The sequence below is a fragment of the Lacinutrix venerupis genome (assembly GCF_003663945.1).
Classification (GTDB): Bacteria; Bacteroidota; Bacteroidia; order Flavobacteriales; family Flavobacteriaceae; genus Lacinutrix; species Lacinutrix venerupis.
Genome location: NZ_RCCH01000002.1, coordinates 1 through 22,440, shown reverse-complemented (window position 1 = coordinate 22,440; position 22,440 = coordinate 1). Strand labels below are relative to the sequence as shown.

Annotated in this window: 15 protein-coding genes and 5 tRNA genes; 19 read left to right on the top strand and 1 reads right to left on the bottom strand. The window is 32.7% G+C overall.

The annotated features are described in order from the left end of the window. Positions 1-47: 47 nt before the first annotated feature. From CLV86_RS02870 to CLV86_RS02785, 18 genes are all read left to right on the top strand, one after another. Complete coding sequence (locus CLV86_RS02870) at positions 48-1,466, top strand: carboxypeptidase-like regulatory domain-containing protein (RefSeq protein ID WP_076733807.1); 1,419 nt, start codon at positions 48-50, stop codon at positions 1,464-1,466. Between the two features lie 165 nt (positions 1,467-1,631). Then, entirely contained in the window at positions 1,632-2,516 is an 885-nt protein-coding gene (locus tag CLV86_RS02865; RefSeq protein WP_121049443.1) for a tyrosine-type recombinase/integrase, read from the top strand. 66 nt (positions 2,517-2,582) lie between these two features. Beyond that, positions 2,583-2,885, top strand: coding sequence for a ribosome hibernation-promoting factor, HPF/YfiA family (hpf, locus tag CLV86_RS02860; protein ID WP_076733805.1), 303 nt, complete (start codon positions 2,583-2,585; stop codon positions 2,883-2,885). Positions 2,886-2,986: 101 nt separating this feature from the next. After that, a tRNA-Thr gene (locus tag CLV86_RS02855) sits at positions 2,987-3,060 on the top strand. 65 nt (positions 3,061-3,125) lie between these two features. Continuing rightward, a tRNA-Tyr gene (locus CLV86_RS02850) sits at positions 3,126-3,207 on the top strand. A 48-nt stretch (positions 3,208-3,255) separates the two neighbouring features. Continuing rightward, positions 3,256-3,328: transfer RNA gene (locus CLV86_RS02845), tRNA-Gly, on the top strand. 10 nt (positions 3,329-3,338) lie between these two features. Beyond that, positions 3,339-3,410 (top strand) — tRNA-Thr (locus CLV86_RS02840). A 68-nt stretch (positions 3,411-3,478) separates the two neighbouring features. After that, the gene (tuf, locus tag CLV86_RS02835) at positions 3,479-4,666 is read left to right on the top strand and encodes an elongation factor Tu (RefSeq protein WP_076733804.1); all 1,188 of its coding nucleotides are present in this window, start codon (positions 3,479-3,481) and stop codon (positions 4,664-4,666) included. A gap of 62 nt (positions 4,667-4,728) precedes the next feature. Further along, positions 4,729-4,801 (top strand) — tRNA-Trp (locus CLV86_RS02830). 91 nt (positions 4,802-4,892) lie between these two features. Continuing rightward, positions 4,893-5,087 carry a preprotein translocase subunit SecE gene (secE, locus tag CLV86_RS02825; protein WP_076733803.1) on the top strand — a complete coding sequence of 65 codons (195 nt, stop codon included), beginning with the start codon at positions 4,893-4,895 and terminating at the stop codon, positions 5,085-5,087. A gap of 10 nt (positions 5,088-5,097) precedes the next feature. Further along, the gene (gene nusG / locus CLV86_RS02820) at positions 5,098-5,652 is read left to right on the top strand and encodes a transcription termination/antitermination protein NusG (RefSeq protein WP_076733802.1); all 555 of its coding nucleotides are present in this window, start codon (positions 5,098-5,100) and stop codon (positions 5,650-5,652) included. A 74-nt stretch (positions 5,653-5,726) separates the two neighbouring features. Then, positions 5,727-6,167 (top strand): 50S ribosomal protein L11, encoded by a 441-nt coding sequence (rplK, locus tag CLV86_RS02815; RefSeq protein ID WP_076733801.1) that lies wholly within the window; start codon positions 5,727-5,729, stop codon positions 6,165-6,167. Positions 6,168-6,184: 17 nt separating this feature from the next. Further along, positions 6,185-6,874: a 50S ribosomal protein L1 gene (rplA, locus tag CLV86_RS02810; RefSeq protein WP_076733800.1), complete on the top strand. Its 690-nt coding sequence runs from the start codon at positions 6,185-6,187 to the stop codon at positions 6,872-6,874. Positions 6,875-6,893: 19 nt separating this feature from the next. Next, positions 6,894-7,415 carry a 50S ribosomal protein L10 gene (gene rplJ / locus CLV86_RS02805; protein WP_076733799.1) on the top strand — a complete coding sequence of 174 codons (522 nt, stop codon included), beginning with the start codon at positions 6,894-6,896 and terminating at the stop codon, positions 7,413-7,415. 54 nt (positions 7,416-7,469) lie between these two features. Beyond that, positions 7,470-7,844 (top strand): 50S ribosomal protein L7/L12, encoded by a 375-nt coding sequence (rplL, locus tag CLV86_RS02800; RefSeq protein WP_076733798.1) that lies wholly within the window; start codon positions 7,470-7,472, stop codon positions 7,842-7,844. Positions 7,845-7,968: 124 nt separating this feature from the next. Beyond that, a complete protein-coding gene (gene rpoB / locus CLV86_RS02795) occupies positions 7,969-11,781 on the top strand; it encodes a DNA-directed RNA polymerase subunit beta (RefSeq protein WP_076733797.1) in 3,813 nt (1,270 codons plus the stop codon). A 69-nt stretch (positions 11,782-11,850) separates the two neighbouring features. Beyond that, positions 11,851-16,152 carry a DNA-directed RNA polymerase subunit beta' gene (gene rpoC, locus CLV86_RS02790; protein ID WP_121049440.1) on the top strand — a complete coding sequence of 1,434 codons (4,302 nt, stop codon included), beginning with the start codon at positions 11,851-11,853 and terminating at the stop codon, positions 16,150-16,152. 127 nt (positions 16,153-16,279) lie between these two features. Next, positions 16,280-16,600 (top strand): DUF3467 domain-containing protein, encoded by a 321-nt coding sequence (locus CLV86_RS02785; RefSeq protein WP_076733795.1) that lies wholly within the window; start codon positions 16,280-16,282, stop codon positions 16,598-16,600. Between the two features lie 224 nt (positions 16,601-16,824). Here the strand turns inward: CLV86_RS02785 and CLV86_RS02780 are convergent, their stop codons facing one another. Beyond that, positions 16,825-18,414: a peptide chain release factor 3 gene (locus tag CLV86_RS02780; RefSeq protein WP_121049437.1), complete on the bottom strand. Its 1,590-nt coding sequence runs from the start codon at positions 18,412-18,414 to the stop codon at positions 16,825-16,827. Positions 18,415-19,078: 664 nt separating this feature from the next. Between CLV86_RS02780 and CLV86_RS02775 the strand changes: the two genes are divergently transcribed. Beyond that, the coding region (locus CLV86_RS02775; RefSeq protein WP_170148506.1) for an Ig-like domain-containing protein at positions 19,079-22,440 on the top strand (3,362 nt) is incomplete at its 3' end.

The window sequence follows — 22,440 nt, the reverse complement described above, 5'->3', positions numbered from 1 at the left end:
ATAGGGAAAGGTCATCGTTTAAATATAATATAATCAACTTTTTTAAAATGAAATACCCAAATCAACTTCTATACATTCTATTTTTCTTATTTGCTACATCAGTATTTGCACAAAAAGAAATTAATAATCAAGTAGTAGATTTTTTTAAAGATGAACCCATAGAAAGCGCAAGTGTGTATATTCAAAATACTGCAATCGGTACTATTACAAATGCCGATGGTAAGTTTGTGCTTAGAATACCAAAAGAAAATGTATCAGATACATTGGTAATATCATCTATCGGGTATTCTACCGAAAAAATACCTTTAGATCAGTTTGATGCATCAGATGCAATATATTTAGTAGAAGCAGTTGCATCTTTAGACGAAGTTGTGTTAGAGGCAGAAGTTAGGCCAAAAACAGGAAACGATATCGTGTTAAAAGCTATTGAAAGGCTGTCTTCAACAATGCCAGACTCGTCTTATATTCAAAAAGGTTTTTTACGTCATAAAGAGCGTAATAAAAAAGAATTTAAATGGTTAATAGAAAGCGCAATTTCTGTTTACGATTCTAGTAATAGCGTTCCAGCTAAAGACTATTTAAAAATTAACGTAGATCAAATGCGTAAAAGTTACGATCTTAGAGATATAGATAGTCTATTTACATATGCATCATACTTAAACCAGAATACTAAAATAAAAACAAATCCTAGAAACTTAAAAAGAAGTCAAGTAAAAACAGCTCTTCTTGAAAAGTCTATAAAATGGAACGATAATAGAGTAAACGGACTCCAAAATATATTCCAAGGAAAACTTAATATGTTTAGAAATATAGATGGAAAAAAAGCCATATTCGGAGAAAATATTTTAGAAAATCATCAATTTAGATTAGATACTATTTTAGTAGATAACGAACGTAAGCTTTATAAAATAGAAATAAATAAAGGAGAAGAATACGTAGGTTTAGATACTAAAGGAATATATAACGAAGGCTTCGAACCTAAAGGATGGTTGTATATCTATTATGATAACTTTGCAATTAAAAAAGTAGAATACGAATTATTAGCAGCTTCAAAAGAGCAAAAAAGTAGAAGTAAAAGATTGTTTGATACTAATGTGAACCATAAATTAATAATTAACTATAAGGAATTTCAAGATAAAATGTATCCAAATTATATTTACTACGAAACTCCAAAACTTGTAAATGTAGGCTTTAAACCTAAAAACAAGCAAGAAGAACACCTTGCAGAACAATACAATAAAGAAGAACGTTATTATTACACCGTTCAAGAAATACTGTTCTCAGATATTATTGTTAATCATGATGAAATAGAAGCAGAACTTAAAAAAGAATGGGATATGGATATCTTTTCTCCTAAACCATATAATAAAGAATTTTGGGAAACTTATAATGTATTATTAGAAAGCGAGGATGACGAAAAATTAATAGAAGACTTAAGTAAAAGAGCTTCATTATTTAAAGAATAATTTTTTTTGGGCGTTCCCAAGACATGCAAAAAAAAGCATGACTTGGTCAGGCTCTCAGCTATATCTTTTTTGCGCATAAGCGCGCACAAAAAAGGATGCCGCTTTCATCCTTAACGCATAAAGTGCGCTGGCAAATTTATTATCGTTAATAAATAAATATTAATCATGTCTATAAAAGCCTTTACAGATTATCTTTTATTAGAAAGAAACTACTCAAATCTTACTGTAAAAGCCTATATGAACGATATAAGCTCCTTTCAATCTTTTTTAGCTAAAGAGTTTGAAAACTCTCAATTAAGCCTAGTAAACTATCCGCAAATAAGAAGTTGGATTGTACAATTGGTAGAATCTAAAATTTCCAATCGAAGTATAAATCGTAAAATTTCCGCTTTAAATTCCTATTATAAATTCTTATTAAAAATAGGAGATATAGATAAAAATCCACTAGCAAAACATAAAGCTCTTAAAACAAGTAAAAAAGTTCAAGTACCATTTTCAGAAGCCGAAATTAATATAGTGCTAGATGAATTGAAATATGATGATGATTTCGAAGGATTAAGGAATAAATTAATCATAGAATTGTTTTACTCAACCGGTATAAGGCGAATAGAGCTTGTAAACTTAAAACTTTCAGATATTAATAATAAAACATTAAAAGTACTCGGTAAACGCTCTAAGGAACGCTACGTTCCTTTATTACAGTCTGTAACACAAACACTAGAAGATTATCTGCAAAAACGAAAAGAGCTAAAAGATATAAAAGATAATGAAGCTCTTTTTTTAACAAAAAAGGGAGTTAAAATATACGAAACTCTTGTCTATAGAATAATAAATGATTATTTTAGTCAAGCATCAAATAAAGTGAAAAAGAGTCCACATATATTAAGGCACTCATTTGCAACACACTTATTAAATCAAGGTGCAGATTTAAATGCTGTTAAAGAGCTTTTAGGGCATTCAAGTTTAGCTGCAACTCAAGTTTATACACATAATAGTATAGCCGAACTTAAAAAAGTTTATTCAAACGCACACCCAAGAAGTAAAAAATAACAGCTATTGTATAACAAATACTCAAAACGTAAACCCATGTTTTAGAGTATATTAATAGCAGTATTTATGATAGTAAACACCCAAGCAGTAAATTTCAATGCAAATCCAGAATTGTTGAATTTTGTTAAAACACGAATGGATAAATTAGAAACCTATTACGATAAGGTCATAAAATCAGACGTATTCTTAAAAATAGAGAACACAAGCGGAAAAGAAAACAAAATTTTTGAAGCCAAAGTAAGTATACCTGGAGATAGTTTAATAATTAAAAAGCAATGCAAATCTTTCGAAGAAGGTGCAGATACTGCAATTGCATCGCTTCAAAGGCAATTAAAAAAACGAAAAGAGAAATTAAGAGCACATTTATAAAAATATTTGTAAAAAATATTTTTGAATAACTAAATAAATATATACATTTGCAGTCCGTTAGAAATAGCGGGCTTTTTTTATTCGTAAAAAAAGAATAAAAAGCCGATGTAGCTCAGCTGGCTAGAGCAGCTGATTTGTAATCAGCAGGTCGTGGGTTCGAGTCCCTCCATCGGCTCTTAAAATTAAGAAGGTTTAAAAGCTTTTTTAAAGTTCTTTAAAAGATTGATAAAATTTAAAATTGGGGAGATACTCAAGCGGCCAACGAGGGCAGACTGTAAATCTGCTGACTACGTCTTCGCAGGTTCGAATCCTGCTCTCCCCACATTTTTACCAAGAAATGTAAGTTTTAAATTTGAGAATTTAAATAATTGCGAGAGTAGCTCAGTTGGTAGAGCGTCAGCCTTCCAAGCTGAATGTCGCCGGTTCGAACCCGGTCTCTCGCTCTAATATTTAGCCGGTGTAGCTCAGAGGTAGAGCGTTTCCTTGGTAAGGAAGAGGTCACGGGTTCAATTCCCGTCATTGGCTCGATTTTTTAGAAAACAAAAATTTGAACACTAATATTATTATATAACTAAGATTAAATTATTTAAAACATGGCAAAGGCAACTTTCGATCGTTCAAAACCACACTTAAATATTGGTACAATTGGACACGTAGATCACGGTAAAACAACTTTAACTGCTGCTATTACTAAAGTATTAGCTGATGCAGGTTTATCAGAAGCAAGAGATTTCGATACTATCGATAACGCTCCAGAAGAAAAAGAAAGAGGTATTACAATTAATACTTCACACGTAGAGTATCAAACAGCTAACCGTCACTACGCACACGTAGATTGTCCAGGTCACGCCGATTATGTAAAGAACATGGTAACGGGTGCTGCACAAATGGATGGTGCTATATTAGTTGTAGCTGCGACTGATGGTCCTATGCCACAAACTCGTGAGCACATCTTATTAGGTCGTCAGGTAGGTATCCCAAGAATCGTTGTATTCTTAAATAAAGTGGATATGGTTGATGATGAGGAGTTATTAGAGTTAGTAGATATGGAGGTTCGTGAATTATTGTCTTTCTACGAGTATGATGGAGATAATGGGCCTGTAATATCTGGTTCTGCTTTAGGAGCTTTAAATGGTGAGCAAAAATGGGTTGATACTGTAATGGAATTGATGGAAGCTGTTGATAACTGGATTGAAGAGCCATTAAGAGAGGTTGATAAAGATTTCTTAATGCCTATTGAAGATGTATTCTCTATTACTGGACGTGGTACAGTAGCAACTGGTCGTATTGAGACTGGTATTGCTAACACTGGAGATCCTGTTGAGATTATCGGTATGGGTGCAGAGAAATTAACTTCTACTATTACAGGAATTGAAATGTTCCGTCAAATATTAGATAGAGGTGAAGCTGGTGATAACGCTGGTATCTTATTAAGAGGTATTGAGAAGTCTCAAATTTCTAGAGGTATGGTTATTACAAAGCCAGGTTCTGTAACACCACACGCTAAATTTAAAGCTGAGGTTTATATCCTTAAAAAAGAAGAAGGTGGACGTCACACTCCATTCCATAATAACTACCGTCCACAGTTCTACGTACGTACAACTGATGTAACTGGTAACATTGCACTTCCTGATGGAGTTGAGATGGTTATGCCAGGAGATAACTTAACAATTACTGTTGAGCTTATCAATACAATTGCGATGAATGTTGGTCTTCGTTTCGCTATCCGTGAAGGAGGAAGAACAGTTGGAGCAGGTCAGGTAACTGAAATCTTAGATTAAGATTTAGTCTAATAAATATAGAGTTAAGGTGTCTCGTTTTCGTGGCACCTTGACTTATATTTACGGGTTTAGCTCAGTTGGTAGAGCACTGGTCTCCAAAACCAGGTGTCGGGAGTTCGAGTCTCTCAACCCGTGCTTATAGTTGTAAAGAGTTTTAATAACACTTTGTAACTAAAATAAATTTGAAAAATATAGAAATATATTTTTTATAAAATAAAGATTAAAAATGGCTGGAATAGTAAATTATATTAAAGAATCATTTGGTGAGTTGAAAAATAATGTGACTTGGACACCTTGGCCAGAAGTGCAAAGGTTAACAATATTGGTTGCTGTTTTTTCAATCATATTCTCTTTAGCAATTTGGGGAGTTGATACTGTTTTCAGTAAGGTTATTGCCGAGTACTTTAAATTAATAAGTTAGTATAAAGTTTATGGCTGAAGTAGGAGAAAAAAAGTGGTACGTTGTAAGGGCAGTAAGTGGTCAAGAAAATAAAATTAAAACTTATATAGAGAATGAAATTGCTCGTTTAGGTTTACAAGATTATGTTGAGCAAGTATTGGTGCCTACAGAAAACGTAGTACAAATAAGAAACGGAAAAAAAATAAATAAAGAGAAAGTATATTTCAGTGGTTATATAATGATTAAGGCAAACCTTACAGGTGAAGTTCCTCATATCATAAAATCAATAACTAATGTAATAGGCTTTCTAGGAGCTACTAAAGGAGGAGATCCTTTACCGTTAAGACAATCAGAAGTTAATAGAATGTTAGGTAAAGTAGACGAATTATCAGTAGATATAGATACAAGTGTAGCTATTCCATTTACAAAAGGTGAAACTGTTAAAGTTATAGACGGTCCTTTTAATGGTTTTGATGGTACTATTGAAAATATTAATGAAGAAAAACGTAAACTTGAAGTAATGGTTAAGATTTTCGGAAGAAAAACACCGTTAGAATTAAGTTACATGCAAGTAGAGAAAATTTAATAATTGTTACAACAATAAAGAAAGTATTAAGTCAGCTTCAACTATAGACTTAATATGAAACTAAATTATTTAAAATGGCAAAAGAATTAGGCAAAGTAGTCAAATTACAAGTAAGGGGAGGTGCAGCGAATCCGTCGCCACCGGTTGGACCCGCTTTAGGTGCTGCTGGTGTTAATATCATGGAGTTCTGTAAGCAATTTAATGCTAGAACTCAAGATAAAGCTGGTAAGGTTTTACCAGTTGTGATTTCTGTTTACAAAGACAAATCATTTGACTTTGTAATCAAAACTCCTCCAGCTGCAGTTCAATTATTAGAAGCGGCCAAAGTAAAAAAAGGATCAGGTGAACCTCATGTACGTAAAGTAGCTAAGGTAACTTGGGATCAAATTAAAACAATTGCAGAAGATAAAATGGTAGATTTAAATGCCTTTGAAATCGAATCAGCAATGAAAATGATCGCAGGAACAGCAAGATCTATGGGTATAACAGTTAAAGGTGGAGAAGCACCTAATTAACCTAAAAAGATTTTAAAATGGCAAAATTAACAAAGAAACGTAAAGAGGCTGTTGCTAAGATAGAAAAGGATAAATTATATTCTTTACAAGAAGCTTCAGCACTGATAAAAGAAATATCAAACACAAAATTTGATGCTTCAGTAGATTTAGCGGTACGTTTAGGAGTAGATCCTAGAAAAGCAAACCAAATGGTTAGAGGAGTTGTTTCTCTTCCACATGGTACAGGTAAAGATGTAAAAGTATTAGCATTAGTAACTCCAGATAAAGAAGCAGAAGCAAAAGAAGCTGGAGCAGATTTCGTTGGTTTAGATGAGTACCTTGATAAAATTAAAGGTGGTTGGACAGACGTAGACGTAATTATTACTATGCCTAGTGTAATGGGTAAATTAGGTCCATTAGGACGTGTATTAGGTCCTCGTGGTTTAATGCCTAACCCAAAGACAGGTACTGTAACTATGGATGTTGCAAAAGCTGTTACAGAAGTGAAAGCTGGTAAAATTGATTTTAAAGTTGATAAAACTGGTATTGTTCACGCTGCTATTGGAAAAGCATCTTTTAGTGCTGATAAAATTGCAGGTAACGCAAACGAATTATTAACAACATTATTAAAACTGAAGCCAACAGCAGCTAAAGGAGTTTATGTAAAAAGCATTTTTATGTCGTCTACAATGAGTCCTAGTATTGCAGTTGATACAAAAATCGGTTAGTAGTTAAATACTTTATATCATGACAAGAGAAGAAAAATCACAAGTTATAGAAGAATTAACTGCACAATTAGCAGATAATGCTAATATTTATTTAGCTGATATATCAGGTTTAAACGCAGGTAGTACTTCAGATTTACGTCGTGCTTGTTTTAAAGCAAATGTAAAATTAGCAGTAGTAAAAAACACATTACTTGAAAAAGCAATGGAAGCTTCAGATAAAGATTTTGGAGACTTACCATCAACGCTTAAAGGAAATACATCAGTGATGTATTCTGAAACTGGAAATGCTCCAGCAAAAGTAATTAAGAATTTCCGTAAAAAATCTGAAAAACCTTTATTAAAAGGAGCTTTTATTGAGGAAACAGTTTATATAGGAGATGATCAACTAGATATGTTAGTTGATATTAAATCTAAAGAAGAATTAATTGGAGATATTATTGGATTATTACAATCTCCTGCTAAGAATGTTGTTTCTGCACTTAAATCTAGTGGAGGAAAACTTTCAGGAATTCTTAAAACATTATCTCAAAAAGAGGGATAATTTCACTAGTACGCACTTTATACTTAAATATTAAAAATTAAAAATTATTACAAAATGGCAGATTTAAAAGATTTCGCAGAACAATTAGTTAACCTTACAGTAAAAGAAGTAAATGAGTTAGCAACTATATTAAAAGATGAATATGGTATCGAGCCTGCTGCTGCTGCAGTAGCTATGGCAGGACCAGCTGCTGGTGGTGGAGACGCTGCTGAAGCTCAAACTGAATTTGATGTAATCTTAAAAGCACCAGGTAGCGCTAAGTTAGCTGTTGTAAAATTAGTTAAAGAATTAACTGGTTTAGGATTAAAAGAAGCTAAAGGTTTAGTTGATGATGCACCAAGTGCAATCAAAGAAGCTGTTTCTAAAGATGAAGCAGAAGCTCTTAAAACTCAGTTAGAAGAGGCAGGAGCAGAGGTAGAGCTTAAGTAAGCATTACCAATAATTTTTACAAAGGTTTAGGTCTTGAGAATGCTCTCAAAGACCTAGACCATTTGTCGTATATAGGTAATACCTATAAACAAGTATTTTTTTTTAATCAAAATTTCGTCCATTGATGTTAGTAACACAAGCTGAAAGATTAAATTTCTCGTCTATTATTAATAGAACTGAATATCCAGATTTTATGGATATTCAAATAAAATCCTTTCAGGATTTTTTCCAACTTGAAACAAAATCTGAAGAAAGAGGTAATGAAGGATTGTATAATACCTTCATGGAGAACTTTCCAATCACAGATACTCGTAATCAATTCGTTTTAGAATTCTTAGATTACTTTGTCGACCCACCAAGATATGCTATTGAAGAGTGTATAGAAAGAGGACTTACGTATAGCGTTCCATTAAAAGCAAGGTTAAAACTATACTGTACAGACCCTGAACATGAAGATTTCGAGACCATTGTTCAAGATGTGTACTTAGGAACAATACCTTATATGACACCTTCTGGTACATTTTGTATCAATGGTGCAGAACGTGTTGTAGTATCTCAATTACATAGATCACCAGGAGTATTTTTTGGTCAATCATTCCATGCAAATGGAACAAAATTATATTCAGCAAGAGTAATTCCATTTAAAGGATCTTGGATAGAATTCGCTACGGATATCAATCAAGTGATGTATGCTTACATCGATAGAAAGAAAAAATTACCTGTAACTACTCTATTTAGAGCTATAGGTTTTGAAAGAGATAAAGATATTTTAGAAATATTTGATCTTGCGGAAGAGGTTAAAGTATCAAAATCTGGATTAAAAAAAGTATTAGGTCGTAAACTTGCTGCTCGTGTATTAAATACATGGCATGAAGATTTCGTTGATGAAGATACAGGAGAAGTTGTATCTATAGAGCGTAACGAAATTGTATTAGATCGTGATACAGAATTAGATAAAGACAATATTGAAGAAATTCTTGAAATTGGAGTAAAAACTATTCTTTTACATAAAGAAAGTGCTCAACAAGGAGATTACGCAATTATACATAATACGCTTCAAAAAGATCCAACAAACTCTGAAAAAGAAGCAGTAGAGCATATTTATAGACAACTACGTAATGCTGAGCCGCCAGATGAGGAAACAGCACGTGGTATTATAGATAAATTATTCTTTAGTGACCAACGTTACTCTTTAGGAGAAGTAGGACGTTATAGAATGAATAAAAAATTACAGTTAGATATCGGAATGGATAAGCAAGTACTTACCAAAGAAGATATTATAACTATTATAAAATATTTAATTGAGTTAATAAACTCTAAAGCAGAGATTGATGATATTGATCACTTATCTAACCGTCGTGTACGTACAGTAGGAGAACAATTATCTTCTCAATTTGGTGTTGGTTTAGCACGTATGGCTCGTACTATTCGTGAACGTATGAACGTTCGTGATAACGAGGTTTTTACACCAATCGATTTAATTAATGCAAAGACATTATCGTCTGTAATTAATTCTTTCTTTGGTACAAACCAATTATCTCAATTTATGGATCAAACCAATCCACTTGCAGAAATTACGCACAAGCGTCGTTTATCAGCATTAGGACCAGGAGGTTTATCTAGAGAGAGAGCTGGTTTCGAAGTACGTGATGTACACTACACTCACTATGGAAGACTTTGTCCAATTGAAACTCCTGAGGGACCAAACATTGGATTAATTTCATCTTTATCTGTATATGCAAAAGTGAATTCTATGGGATTCATTGAAACACCATATAGAAAAGTAACAGATGGTGTTGTAGATATTAAAGGAACACCTACATATTTAAGTGCAGAAGAAGAAGAAGAAAAATTAATAGCGCAAGCAACTGTAAAAGTTGATGACGAAGGTAAAATTTTACACGACAAGGTAATTGCTCGTATGGAAGGTGATTTTCCGGTAATGGATCCAAAAGATATTCATTATACAGATGTTGCACCAAACCAAATTTCATCTATTTCAGCTTCTTTAATTCCTTTCTTAGAGCATGATGATGCCAACCGTGCATTAATGGGATCTAACATGATGCGTCAAGCCGTACCATTATTACGCCCTCAAGCACCAATTGTTGGAACAGGATTAGAAAGACAAGTTGCATCAGACTCTAGAGTATTAATTAATGCAGAAGGAGAAGGTGTTGTAGAATACGTAGACGCTAACGAAATCGTAATTAAATACGAGCGAAGCGATGATGAAGCTAAAGTAAGTTTCGATAGTGATATTACAAGATATCCTTTAGTAAAATTTAGAAAAACAAACCAAGGAACATCTATTAACTTAAAACCAATCGTAAAGAAAGGTGATAAAGTAAAAAAAGGACAAGTTTTATCTGAAGGTTATGCAACTCAAAAAGGGGAGTTAGCTTTAGGAAGAAATATGAAAGTAGCCTTCATGCCTTGGAAAGGATATAACTTTGAGGATGCCATTGTAATTTCAGAAAAAGTTGTTCGTGAAGATATTTTTACATCTATTCATATTGATGAGTATTCATTAGATGTTAGAGATACAAAATTAGGTAACGAAGAGTTAACTAATGATATTCCTAACGTATCTGAAGAAGCAACAAAAGATTTAGATGAAAACGGAATGATCCGTATTGGAGCAGAAGTTAAACCTGGAGATATATTAATAGGTAAGATTACTCCTAAAGGTGAAAGCGATCCAACACCGGAAGAGAAATTATTACGCGCTATCTTTGGAGATAAAGCGGGTGATGTAAAAGACGCTTCATTAAAAGCATCTCCTTCATTACACGGTGTAGTAATTAACAAAAAGTTATTTGCTCGTGCTATTAAAGACAAACGTAAAAGAGCTCAAGATAAAGAAGATATCGCTCAATTAGAAGGTATCTATAATTCTAAATTTGATGCTTTACAAGCAGTATTAGTTGAAAAACTTTTCACAATTGTAAACGGAAAAACCTCTCAAGGTATATTTAACGATTTAGGAGAAGAAGTTTTACCAAAAGGTAAAAAATTCACACTTAAAATGTTAAATGCTGTTGATGATTATACGCACTTAACTGGTGGAACTTGGACAACAGATGAGCACACAAATAAATTAGTTGCAGATTTAATTCATAACTATAAGATTAAAGAAAACGACTTACAAGGTTCTTTACGTCGTGAGAAGTTTACAATTTCTGTAGGAGATGAATTACCAGCAGGTATCATTAAATTAGCTAAAGTTTACATTGCTAAAAAACGTAAACTAAAAGTTGGTGATAAAATGGCAGGACGTCACGGAAACAAAGGTATTGTTGCACGTATTGTACGTCAAGAAGATATGCCTTTCCTAGAAGATGGAACTCCAGTAGATATCGTATTAAATCCATTAGGTGTACCATCACGTATGAATATTGGACAAATTTATGAAACAGTATTAGGATGGGCTGGACAAGATCTTGGTCGTACTTTTGCAACACCAATATTCGATGGAGCTACTATAGACCAAATTAACGAATTAACAGATGAAGCTGGAATTCCAAGATACGGTCATACATACTTATACGATGGAGGAACAGGAGAGCGTTTCGATCAGCCAGCAACAGTTGGTGTAATCTACATGCTTAAATTAGGGCATATGGTAGATGATAAGATGCACGCACGTTCTATTGGACCATACTCATTAATTACTCAACAACCATTAGGAGGTAAAGCACAATTTGGTGGTCAGCGTTTTGGTGAGATGGAAGTATGGGCACTTGAGGCATATGGAGCTTCAAGTACGCTTAGAGAAATCTTAACAGTAAAATCTGATGATGTAGTTGGTAGAGCTAAAACTTACGAAGCTATCGTAAAAGGTGAACCAATGCCAGATCCAGGATTACCAGAATCTTTTAACGTACTTATGCACGAATTAAAAGGGTTAGGATTAGACATTAGATTAGAGGAATAAAAATAGTTTACAGTGTTCAGTCAGCAGGTTTACTGCGACTGAATACTGAATACTGAAAACTATAAAAAAATGGCAAGAAAGCAAGATAAGAATACAGTACAGAGATTTAACAAAATCTCAATTGGTTTAGCATCACCAGAGTCTATTTTAGCAGAATCAAGAGGTGAAGTTTTAAAGCCAGAAACTATTAATTATCGTACACATAAACCAGAAAGAGATGGTTTATTCTGTGAGCGTATTTTTGGTCCTGTAAAAGACTACGAATGTGCTTGTGGTAAATATAAAAGAATTCGCTACAAAGGTATTGTTTGTGACCGTTGTGGTGTAGAAGTAACAGAAAAGAAAGTACGTCGTGACAGAGTTGGGCACATTAATTTAGTTGTTCCTGTTGCACATATTTGGTATTTCCGTTCTTTACCAAACAAAATAGGATACTTATTAGGCTTACCATCTAAGAAATTAGATATGATAATTTACTACGAACGTTATGTAGTAATTCAAGCAGGTAATGCTAAAAATGCAGAAGGAGAACCATTACAAAAAATGGATTTCTTAACAGAAGAAGAATACTTAAATATTCTTGAAACACTTCCGCAGGATAATAATTACTTAGAAGATACAGACCCAAATAAGTTTATTGCTAAAATGGGAGCCGAGTGTCTTATTGATTTATTAGCACGTATAGATTTAGATTCTTTATCTTTCCAATTACGTCATAAAGCAAATACAGAAACATCAAAACAACGTAAAACAGAAGCATTAAAGCGTCTACAAGTTGTAGAAGCTTTACGTGAGTCTAATTTAAATAGAGAAAACCGTCCAGAATGGATGATTTTAAAAGTTGTACCAATTATTCCACCAGAATTAAGACCTTTAGTGCCTTTAGATGGTGGTCGTTTTGCAACTTCAGATTTAAATGATTTATACCGCCGTGTAATTATTAGAAACAACCGTCTTAAAAGATTAGTTGAAATAAAAGCACCAGAAGTTATTTTACGTAACGAGAAGCGTATGTTACAAGAGTCTGTAGATTCTTTATTAGATAACACACGTAAATCTTCAGCTGTAAAAACAGATTCTAATAGACCTTTAAAGTCGTTATCAGATTCACTTAAAGGTAAGCAAGGACGTTTCCGTCAAAATTTATTAGGTAAGCGTGTTGATTATTCTGCACGTTCTGTAATTGTTGTTGGACCAGAATTAAAATTATTTGAATGTGGACTGCCTAAAAATATGGCAGCAGAATTATATAAACCTTTCATTATTCGTAAATTAATTGAAAGAGGAATTGTAAAAACTGTAAAGTCTGCAAAGAAAATTATAGATAAAAAAGAGCCTGTGGTTTGGGATATTTTGGAAAATGTTCTTAAAGGACATCCAGTATTACTAAACCGTGCGCCTACGCTTCACAGATTAGGTATACAAGCATTCCAACCAAAATTAATTGAAGGGAAAGCAATACAGTTACACCCATTAGCATGTGCCGCATTTAATGCCGATTTTGATGGAGATCAAATGGCAGTGCACTTACCATTAGGACCAGAAGCTATATTAGAATGTCAACTTTTAATGTTGGCTTCTCATAACATTTTGAATCCAGCAAATGGTGCTCCAGTAACAGTACCATCTCAGGATATGGTACTTGGTCTTTATTACATGACTAAATTACGTACTTCAACACCAGAAGTACCAGTTAAAGGAGAAGGTTTAACTTTTTATTCTTCAGAAGAAGTAACAATAGCTTATAACGAAAAACGTGTAGATTTAAATGCACAAATTAAAGTTCGTACTATTGATTTTAATGAAGAAGGAGAATTAGTACCACAAATTATTGAAACCACTACAGGACGAGTACTTTTTAATGAAAAAGTACCGGCTGCCGCAGGTTATATAAACCAAGTACTAACTAAGAAATCTTTAAGAGATATTATTGGTGAAATATTAAAAGTAACTAGTGTTCCAGAAACAGCTGCTTTCTTAGATGAAATTAAAACTTTAGGATATTTATTTGCCTTTAAAGGTGGATTATCATTTAGTTTAGGAGATATTATTATCCCGCCAGAAAAGCAATCTATGATTGATGCTGCAAACACAAAAGTTGATGGTATTACTGGTAACTATAACATGGGACTAATTACCAATAACGAACGTTATAACCAAGTAATTGATATTTGGACTTCAACAAATGCAGAATTGACAGAATTGTCAATGAAACGTATTAGAGAAGATCAGCAAGGATTTAACTCAGTATTTATGATGCTTGATTCTGGAGCCCGTGGATCTAAAGAACAGATTCGTCAGTTAACAGGAATGCGTGGATTAATGGCTAAGCCTAAAAAATCTACTGCAGGTGGAGGATCTATTATTGAGAATCCAATTCTTTCTAACTTTAAAGAAGGGCTTTCAATTTTAGAATACTTTATATCAACTCACGGTGCTCGTAAAGGTCTTGCCGATACCGCACTTAAAACTGCCGATGCAGGTTATTTAACACGTCGTTTAGTAGATGTTTCTCAAGATGTTATTGTAAACAGTGTAGACTGTGGTACTTTAAGAGGTGTAGAAGTTACAGCATTAAAGAAAAATGATGAAATTGTAGAAAATTTAGGAGCAAGAGTTGTAGGACGTATTGCACTAAACGATGTTTATAACCCATTAACTGAAGAGCTAATAGTTGAAGCAGGACAATTAATTGATGAAGATATTGCTAAAAATATTGAAAATTCACCAGTAGATTCAGTAGAAGTACGTTCACCATTAAGTTGTGAGGCTAAGAAAGGAATCTGTGCACAATGTTACGGAAGAAACTTAGCAACAAACAAAATGGTACAACGTGGTGAAGCAGTAGGTGTTGTAGCAGCACAATCTATTGGAGAACCAGGTACACAATTAACACTTCGTACATTCCACGTAGGTGGTATTGCAGGTAACATTTCTGAAGAAAACAAGCTTGTAGCTAAATTTGATGGAGTTGCAGAAATTGAAGAATTAAAAACTGTAAAAGGTACTAATAAGGATGGAGAAGAAGTAAACATTGTTATTTCTCGTACTTCTGAATTAAAATTGGTAGATAAGAAAACAGGAATTACTTTAAGTACTAATAACATTCCTTACGGTTCAACTATATTTATTGAAAGTGGAGATAAACTTAAAACTGGAGATGTAGTTTGTGAGTGGGATCCATATAACGGAGTTATTATTTCTGAATTTGCAGGAAAAGTTAGATACGAAAATATTGAGCAAGGTGTTACTTATCAAGTAGAAATTGATGAACAAACAGGTTTCCAAGAAAAAGTAATTTCAGAATCTAGAAATAAAAAATTAATTCCAACACTTATTGTTGAAGATGGTAAAGGAGAAGCAATTCGTTCTTACAACCTTCCAGTAGGAGCACACATAATGATTGATGATGGAGAAAAAGTTAAGATTGGTAAAGTCTTAGTTAAAATCCCTCGTAAATCTGCTAAAGCAGGTGATATTACAGGTGGTTTACCTAGAGTAACAGAATTATTTGAAGCTCGTAATCCTTCTAATCCTGCAGTAGTAAGTGCTATTGATGGTGTGGTTTCTTTTGGAAAAATTAAGAGAGGTAATCGTGAGATTATTGTAGAATCTAAATTAGGAGATATTAAGAAATACTTAGTTAAATTATCAAGTCAAATTCTTGTACAAGAAAACGACTTTGTTAAAGCAGGTATGCCTTTATCAGATGGTTCTATAACGCCAAACGATATCTTAAACATAAAAGGACCTGCAGCGGTACAACAATACTTAGTGAACGAAGTTCAAGAAGTTTACCGTTTACAAGGTGTAAAAATTAACGACAAGCATTTTGAAGTTGTTGTAAGACAAATGATGCGTAAAGTGAGAATTATTGACTCTGGAGATACTATTTTCTTAGAAGATCAATTAGCTCATAAAGCAGACTTTATTGAAGAGAATGATGCTATTTTTGGTAAAAAAGTAGTTGAAAACGCAGGAGATTCAACAAACTTAAAAGAAGGTCAAATAATTACTGCTTTCGAGTTAAGAGATGAAAACTCTTTATTACGCCGTGAAGATAAGGCATTAGTTGAGGCAAGAGACGCACAACCAGCTACTGCAACTCCTATACTTCAAGGTATTACAAGAGCTTCGTTACAAACTAAATCGTTTATTTCTGCGGCATCGTTTCAGGAAACAACAAAAGTTCTTAATGAAGCAGCTGTAGCAGGTAAGGTTGACTCTTTAGAAGGATTAAAAGAAAATGTAATTGTAGGACACAGAATTCCAGCAGGAACAGGAATGCGTTCTTACGATAATATTATTGTAGGTTCTAAAGAAGAGTTTGATCAAATGATGCAAGCTAAAGAAGAGGTTAACTATAATTAATATATAGCCTACGCAGGTAGGAATCTCAATAATTAAAACAATAGTTTTAATATAATTTAAAAGTCCTGCTTTAATAGCAGGACTTTTTATTTAAAATATCATTTTATATTTAAAAAATAAATAAAACATGGCAGATAATAAAGATAACAAACCTAAGCAAGGTCAAATTAATATAGAGCTAGACGAAAAAGTAGCAGAAGGAACCTATTCTAATTTAGCTATAATTAATCATTCTGTTTCAGAGTTTGTAGTAGATTTTGTTAGTATTATGCCTGGAACTCCAAAAAGTAAGGTGAAATCCAGAATTATATTAACACCACAACATGCAAAAAGATTATTAAAAGCTTTAAACGATAATGTTCAAAGATTTGAAAAAACGCATGGTGAGATTAAAGATTATGAACAACCTCCAATTCCATTAAATTTTGGACCAACAGGTCAAGCATAAATTTTAAGTAAAAAAAATCTCTAAGTAATTTTAGAGATTTTTTTTTAAACAATGAGTATAATAGTTTTTAATTATTGAAATTGTTTTTATTTATAATTAAAAATTATCATTATTAAAAATTGTGTTTATTTAAACCGTACAATTATTAATTTTATTTTTATTGGCTACTAATAAGGCATTGGTTGTGTTAAAAGTGCCTTAAAACGCCTTAAAATTAATTTTAGCTATTTAAACTCCGAAACATAATGGAATTTTACTGTAGGATATTTTTGTTGTGTCATTTGTAAAGAAAAAGATGAATCTGCTAAAAATACTAATTGACCACGCTTATCTTTAGCTAAATAACGTTGTTTTACTCTTTTAAACTCTTTAAACTCTTCATTTTTTGGATCTTCAGGATCTACCCAACAAGCTTTATAAACATTTAAATTTTCATAAGTACATTTTGCTCCGTATTCATGCTCTAATCTATACTGTATTACTTCGTATTGTAATGCTCCAACAGTTCCAATAACTTTTCTACCGTTAAGTTCTAAAGTAAATAACTGTGCTACTCCTTCGTCCATTAATTGATCAATACCTTTGTGTAATTGTTTAGATTTCAAAGGATCTGCGTTATTTATGTATCTAAAATGTTCAGGTGAGAAACTAGGTACACCTTTGTAATTTAAAACCTCTCCTTCAGTTAAAGTATCTCCAATTTTAAAAGTACCTGTGTCTTGTAAACCCACAATATCACCAGGATAAGAGATGTCTACTATTTCTTTTTTTTCAGCAAAAAAAGCATTAGGACTAGAAAATTTAACCTTTTTCTTATGTCTAACATGAAGATAAGGTGTGTTTCTTTTAAACTCACCAGAAACAATTTTTATAAATGCTAATCTATTTCTATGATTAGGATCCATATTAGCATGGATTTTAAAAACAAAACCAGTAAATTTATCTTCATCAGGTTTAACCAGGCGTTCTTCACTTTGCTTAGCTCTTGGTTTTGGTGCTATTTCTACGAAACAATCTAATAGTTCACGAACTCCAAAACTATTTAAAGCAGAACCAAAAAATACTGGTTGTAGTGTACCATTTAAATATTCTTCGTTATTAAATTGCGGGTAAATACCTTCAACAAGTTCAATTTCTTCTCGTAGTGTATTTGCAGATTTTTCACCAACTAAATCATCTAATTCCGAAGCATTTAAATCAGAAATTTCTATAGTTTCTTCAATATTCTTCCTACTATCTCCGCTAAAAAGATTAATATTTTTTTCCCAAATATTATATATACCTTTAAAATCATAACCCATTCCAATAGGAAAACTTAAAGGTGTAACTGTAAGTCCTAATTTTTGTTCTATTTCATCTAAAAGTTCAAAAGCATCTTTACCTTCACGATCCATTTTATTAATAAAAACAATCATTGGTATATTACGCATTCTACACACTTCAACAAGTTTTTCGGTTTGCTCTTCTACACCTTTTGCAACATCTATAACCACAATTACACTGTCTACAGCGGTTAAGGTTCTAAAAGTATCTTCAGCAAAATCTTTGTGACCTGGCGTATCTAAAATATTAATTTTTATCCCATCATACTCAAATGCAAGAACAGAAGTAGCCACACTAATACCACGTTGGCGTTCAATCTCCATAAAATCACTAGTAGCTCCTTTTTTTATTTTATTGCTTTTTACAGCTCCAGCTTCATTAATTGCTCCACCAAAAAGTAATAATTTTTCTGTAAGTGTTGTTTTTCCTGCATCTGGATGCGATATTATTCCAAAGGTTCTTCTTCTATTTATTTCGTCCTTAAATTTCATTACAATGTGTTTTTGGCAAATATAGTTGTAATACAAATACTAATGAAAATAGATTTAAAGTTTATAAAAAAGCATGTTATATAATGTTAATTTAATACTAATATTATAAGTTTAATAATTATGTTTACTTTTTAAATTTGTACGATTTATCTGTTTTAAAAAATATTTTAATGTTTTTAGTCGGTTTTTTGTTGTGTTTTATCGAGTATTTAAACATATTATTATTATGTCTAAACAAAGAATATAAATTTAAAACTAGATTTGTTAACTGTTAAAGAACCGTTAAACGGATATAAATTCAATACAACGTATAAGTTTAAAATAATTTTGTTTTGTTTTTATTTTAGTATGTAAATTAAATTTGTTTATATAATTTTACAGTGTGAATAAGATTGTTGATATTTCTTTTCATATAAATTTAAAAGTATTGATTTTTTTAAATAACCATATATTGGAAAAAACTTTACACTACAACTACTTGAATTTCAAAAAATTAAAAACAATACTGTTTTTAATAATTCCCTATATATAATTGCTTCATTAATAGCTTTTAGCTGTTATGTTTTTCAAAATAAAAATAAAATATATTCATTCTAATATGTAAAACTTTACTCAATTTTCGTTAAAACACATTAATACTTTATTTGTATTTGTTTTATTGTTTTTGTTTAGTCAGATTGGTTCTGCGCAAAATATATCACCTACAGATGGTGCAGGTGCCAGGTGCGGTAATTGCGTTCCACCAGGATGGTTAGATAATGGAGGTACTCCAGATATTTCTGATCGTTTTAATGTTGCTGGTACAGGTGCTGGTTTAGGTGAAAATGATGCTTGGGATGCATCTCCTCTTCCATTACCTCCAAATGGACACACAACTTGGTTAACATTGCGTGATGTAGGTACTTTAGCAACTGAAGAAAGTGTGACAACGACTATAACTGGTTTAACAGTTGGGAATACTTATGAATTACATATATATGCACTTACTTCAACGACTGCAAGTTATAGCCCTGAATTTATTGATTTTTATCAATATCAAATCCAAGGAGAGGCTGAACAAAATGTTTCTCCTATTAATACGGTAAATTGGCAAACAACTGTTTTAAGATTTATTGCAACAGCAGCAGATAGAACGATAGTTCTTTCGCCAGGAGCAAATATGGGAAATAATACAGCTAATTTAGAGTCTGTTAACTTATCTGTTTCTTTAAATGCTATAAACAGTGTTCCTGTTGCAGATGATAATTCTGATATATCTGCAATCAATACTCCTGCAACATTTAATGTAACTAATACTGATGCAGATGCAGATGGAAATATTGATGTAGCAACAGTAGATTTAGATCCTACTACTTCTGGAATCCAAAATTCTTTAACTACTGCAGATGGAAACTGGTCAGTAGATAATTTAGGAAATGTAACTTTCAATCCTAATTCAGGTTTTATAGGAACTACAAGTATCCCTTATACAGTAAATGATGATTATGTACTAGATGGTAATAACGCATCGGCAACTTCTAATCCAGCGTCATTAACAGTAAATGTATTACCAGATAATGATGGTGATGGTATTGATGATGTTACAGATTTAGATGATGATAATGATGGTATTTTAGATTCTATTGAATGTAATTATTCAATAGGTTTCACAGGACCATTTAATAGTTCAAACACAACTTTTAACTTTACTGGTTCAGGAGGTAATGGACCTGCTGAATTAGATGCTGTTGTTGTTAATGGTAATGTAATTACAAATTTTATAGTTCCAGATGGTTACGAGGAGAATTTTGTAACTACAGATGCAAATAGTATTTACGAGGTTACTAATGATATAGATGGAAATGTTGGAGGTGTTTCAGGTGATAATATTAGTAATCCTAACTGGAATAATTTAATTCTAGATGCTTTTCAAGACCGAAACTTAAATCACTTTCAAAAGCAAGATTCAGCTATTCAACCTTCAGATTATTATACACTTACTTATAATACTCCTGTATTAATAGCAGGAGATTCCTTTTTATTTATATCTGAAAGAGGAGGAAACAATAATACAATTATAGAGGCCTATGATATAAATAATAATTATTTAGGTTCACAAATAGTTATAGTAGCTAATTCAGCTAACTATTTAACCACATCAGTTACAGCTTCAAATGGTCAAGTTATTGAAATAGCTCCTTATAGTTTGTCAGATTTAGGACCTGTTGGTAGTTATATTTCTTCATTAAGAATAATAAGTAACTCGACAGGAGACGCTGCGGACGGTAAAGTTTTTATTTATACAGATCCTTTTGCTTGTGAAGATACCGATGGTGATGGTTTGCCAGACAGTTTAGACACAGATTCAGATGGAGATGGTTGTTTTGATGCGCTTGAAGGAGGTGATAATATTGAAGCAGTTAATGTTTTACCTAATGGACAATTAGATGGAGCAGTAGATTTAACAACTGGTGTACCTAATAATGTTGATGTTAACAATGGACAAACAGCAGGGACATCGATAGATAATACTCAATTTGATTCATTTGGACAATGTGATTCTGATGGAGATGGAGTAATTGATGCAAATGATATATGTAACGGTTTCGATGATACGGCAGATATTGATGGAGATGGAGTGCCTAATGGTTGTGATTTAGATAATGATAATGATGGTATTTTAGATGTAAACGAATGTTCACCTTCTAAAACTGTCGATATTCTAATACAAGCTACAGATTTAACATATACAGCGAGTGGTAATCCAGGAAATATTGGTGATACAGCAAGATATGCTAATGTAGGATCATACGAAGGTACTGCTATAGATTTAAGAATTACAGTTTTAGGGAATTCAGATCCAGCTAATTTAGAAGTAGATCTTTCGGGTGTTAGTTTTGATCCAGCAAATGGAGAACCTATAATTTATTATCCTATATATTTAGCAAGTACAGATCCAGCGATAACTGGTTTTGCTAATTTCGATTTTGAATTTTTAATAAACGGAACTAATAATCTTATTGAAGTACCAGCAAATATGGTGTTTCAAGATATTGATGATACAACTCCAGGTGAGCTTGTTGAATTTAATAAAGTTGATATCTTAGATTATGAAGTGACCACTACAACTTCTTTAGTAGTGGCTAGTAGTGTTACTACATCTTCATTTGGTTCTGCTGGCTCATTTCTAAGAGTAACTTCAACTGGTAATTCTGCAGGTGCTGCAGATGAAAACTTATGGTTTGGAATACAAATGCCATTTGTGGATCAATTTGATATAACTTTTGCTAAACGACAGTTTGATACCGGTTATTTATTTAACACACAATCATTTGTTAACCCAACTACTACTACACAAGTTACACCAGCTTGTACAGCAGATTACGATAACGATGGTATTCCTGATTATTTAGATGTAGATAGTGATAATGATGGTTGTTTTGATGCCTTAGAAGGTGATGAAAATATTCCAGCTACAGAAGTGTTAGCTAATGGACAGTTAAACGGATCGGTAGATGCTAATGGTGTACCAAATAATGTTGCTAACCAAGCAAATGGACAAGGAGCTGGAAGTTCTACTGATGAGACTGTTATTGTATGTAATCCAGATGCAGAAGACGATACCGCAACAACAGAAGAAGATACACCAGTAGATATCGATGTATTAGACAACGATGATTTAGGAACAGAACCAACAACGATCACAGCAGTTACTACACCAGCCAATGGAACAGCAACTATCAATGATAATGGTACACCAGCAGATCCAAGTGATGACTATGTGGTTTACACACCAAATGCAGACTTCGATGGTCCAACCGATACGTTCGATTACACAATTACAGATGCTAATGGAAATGAGTCAACAGCAACGGTAACGGTAACAGTAACACCAACACCAGATGCAGAAGACGATACCGCAACAACAGAAGAAGATACACCAGTAGATATCGATGTATTAGACAACGACGATTTAGGAACAGAACCAACAACGATCACAGCAGTTACTACACCAGCCAATGGAACAGCAACTATTAATGATAATGG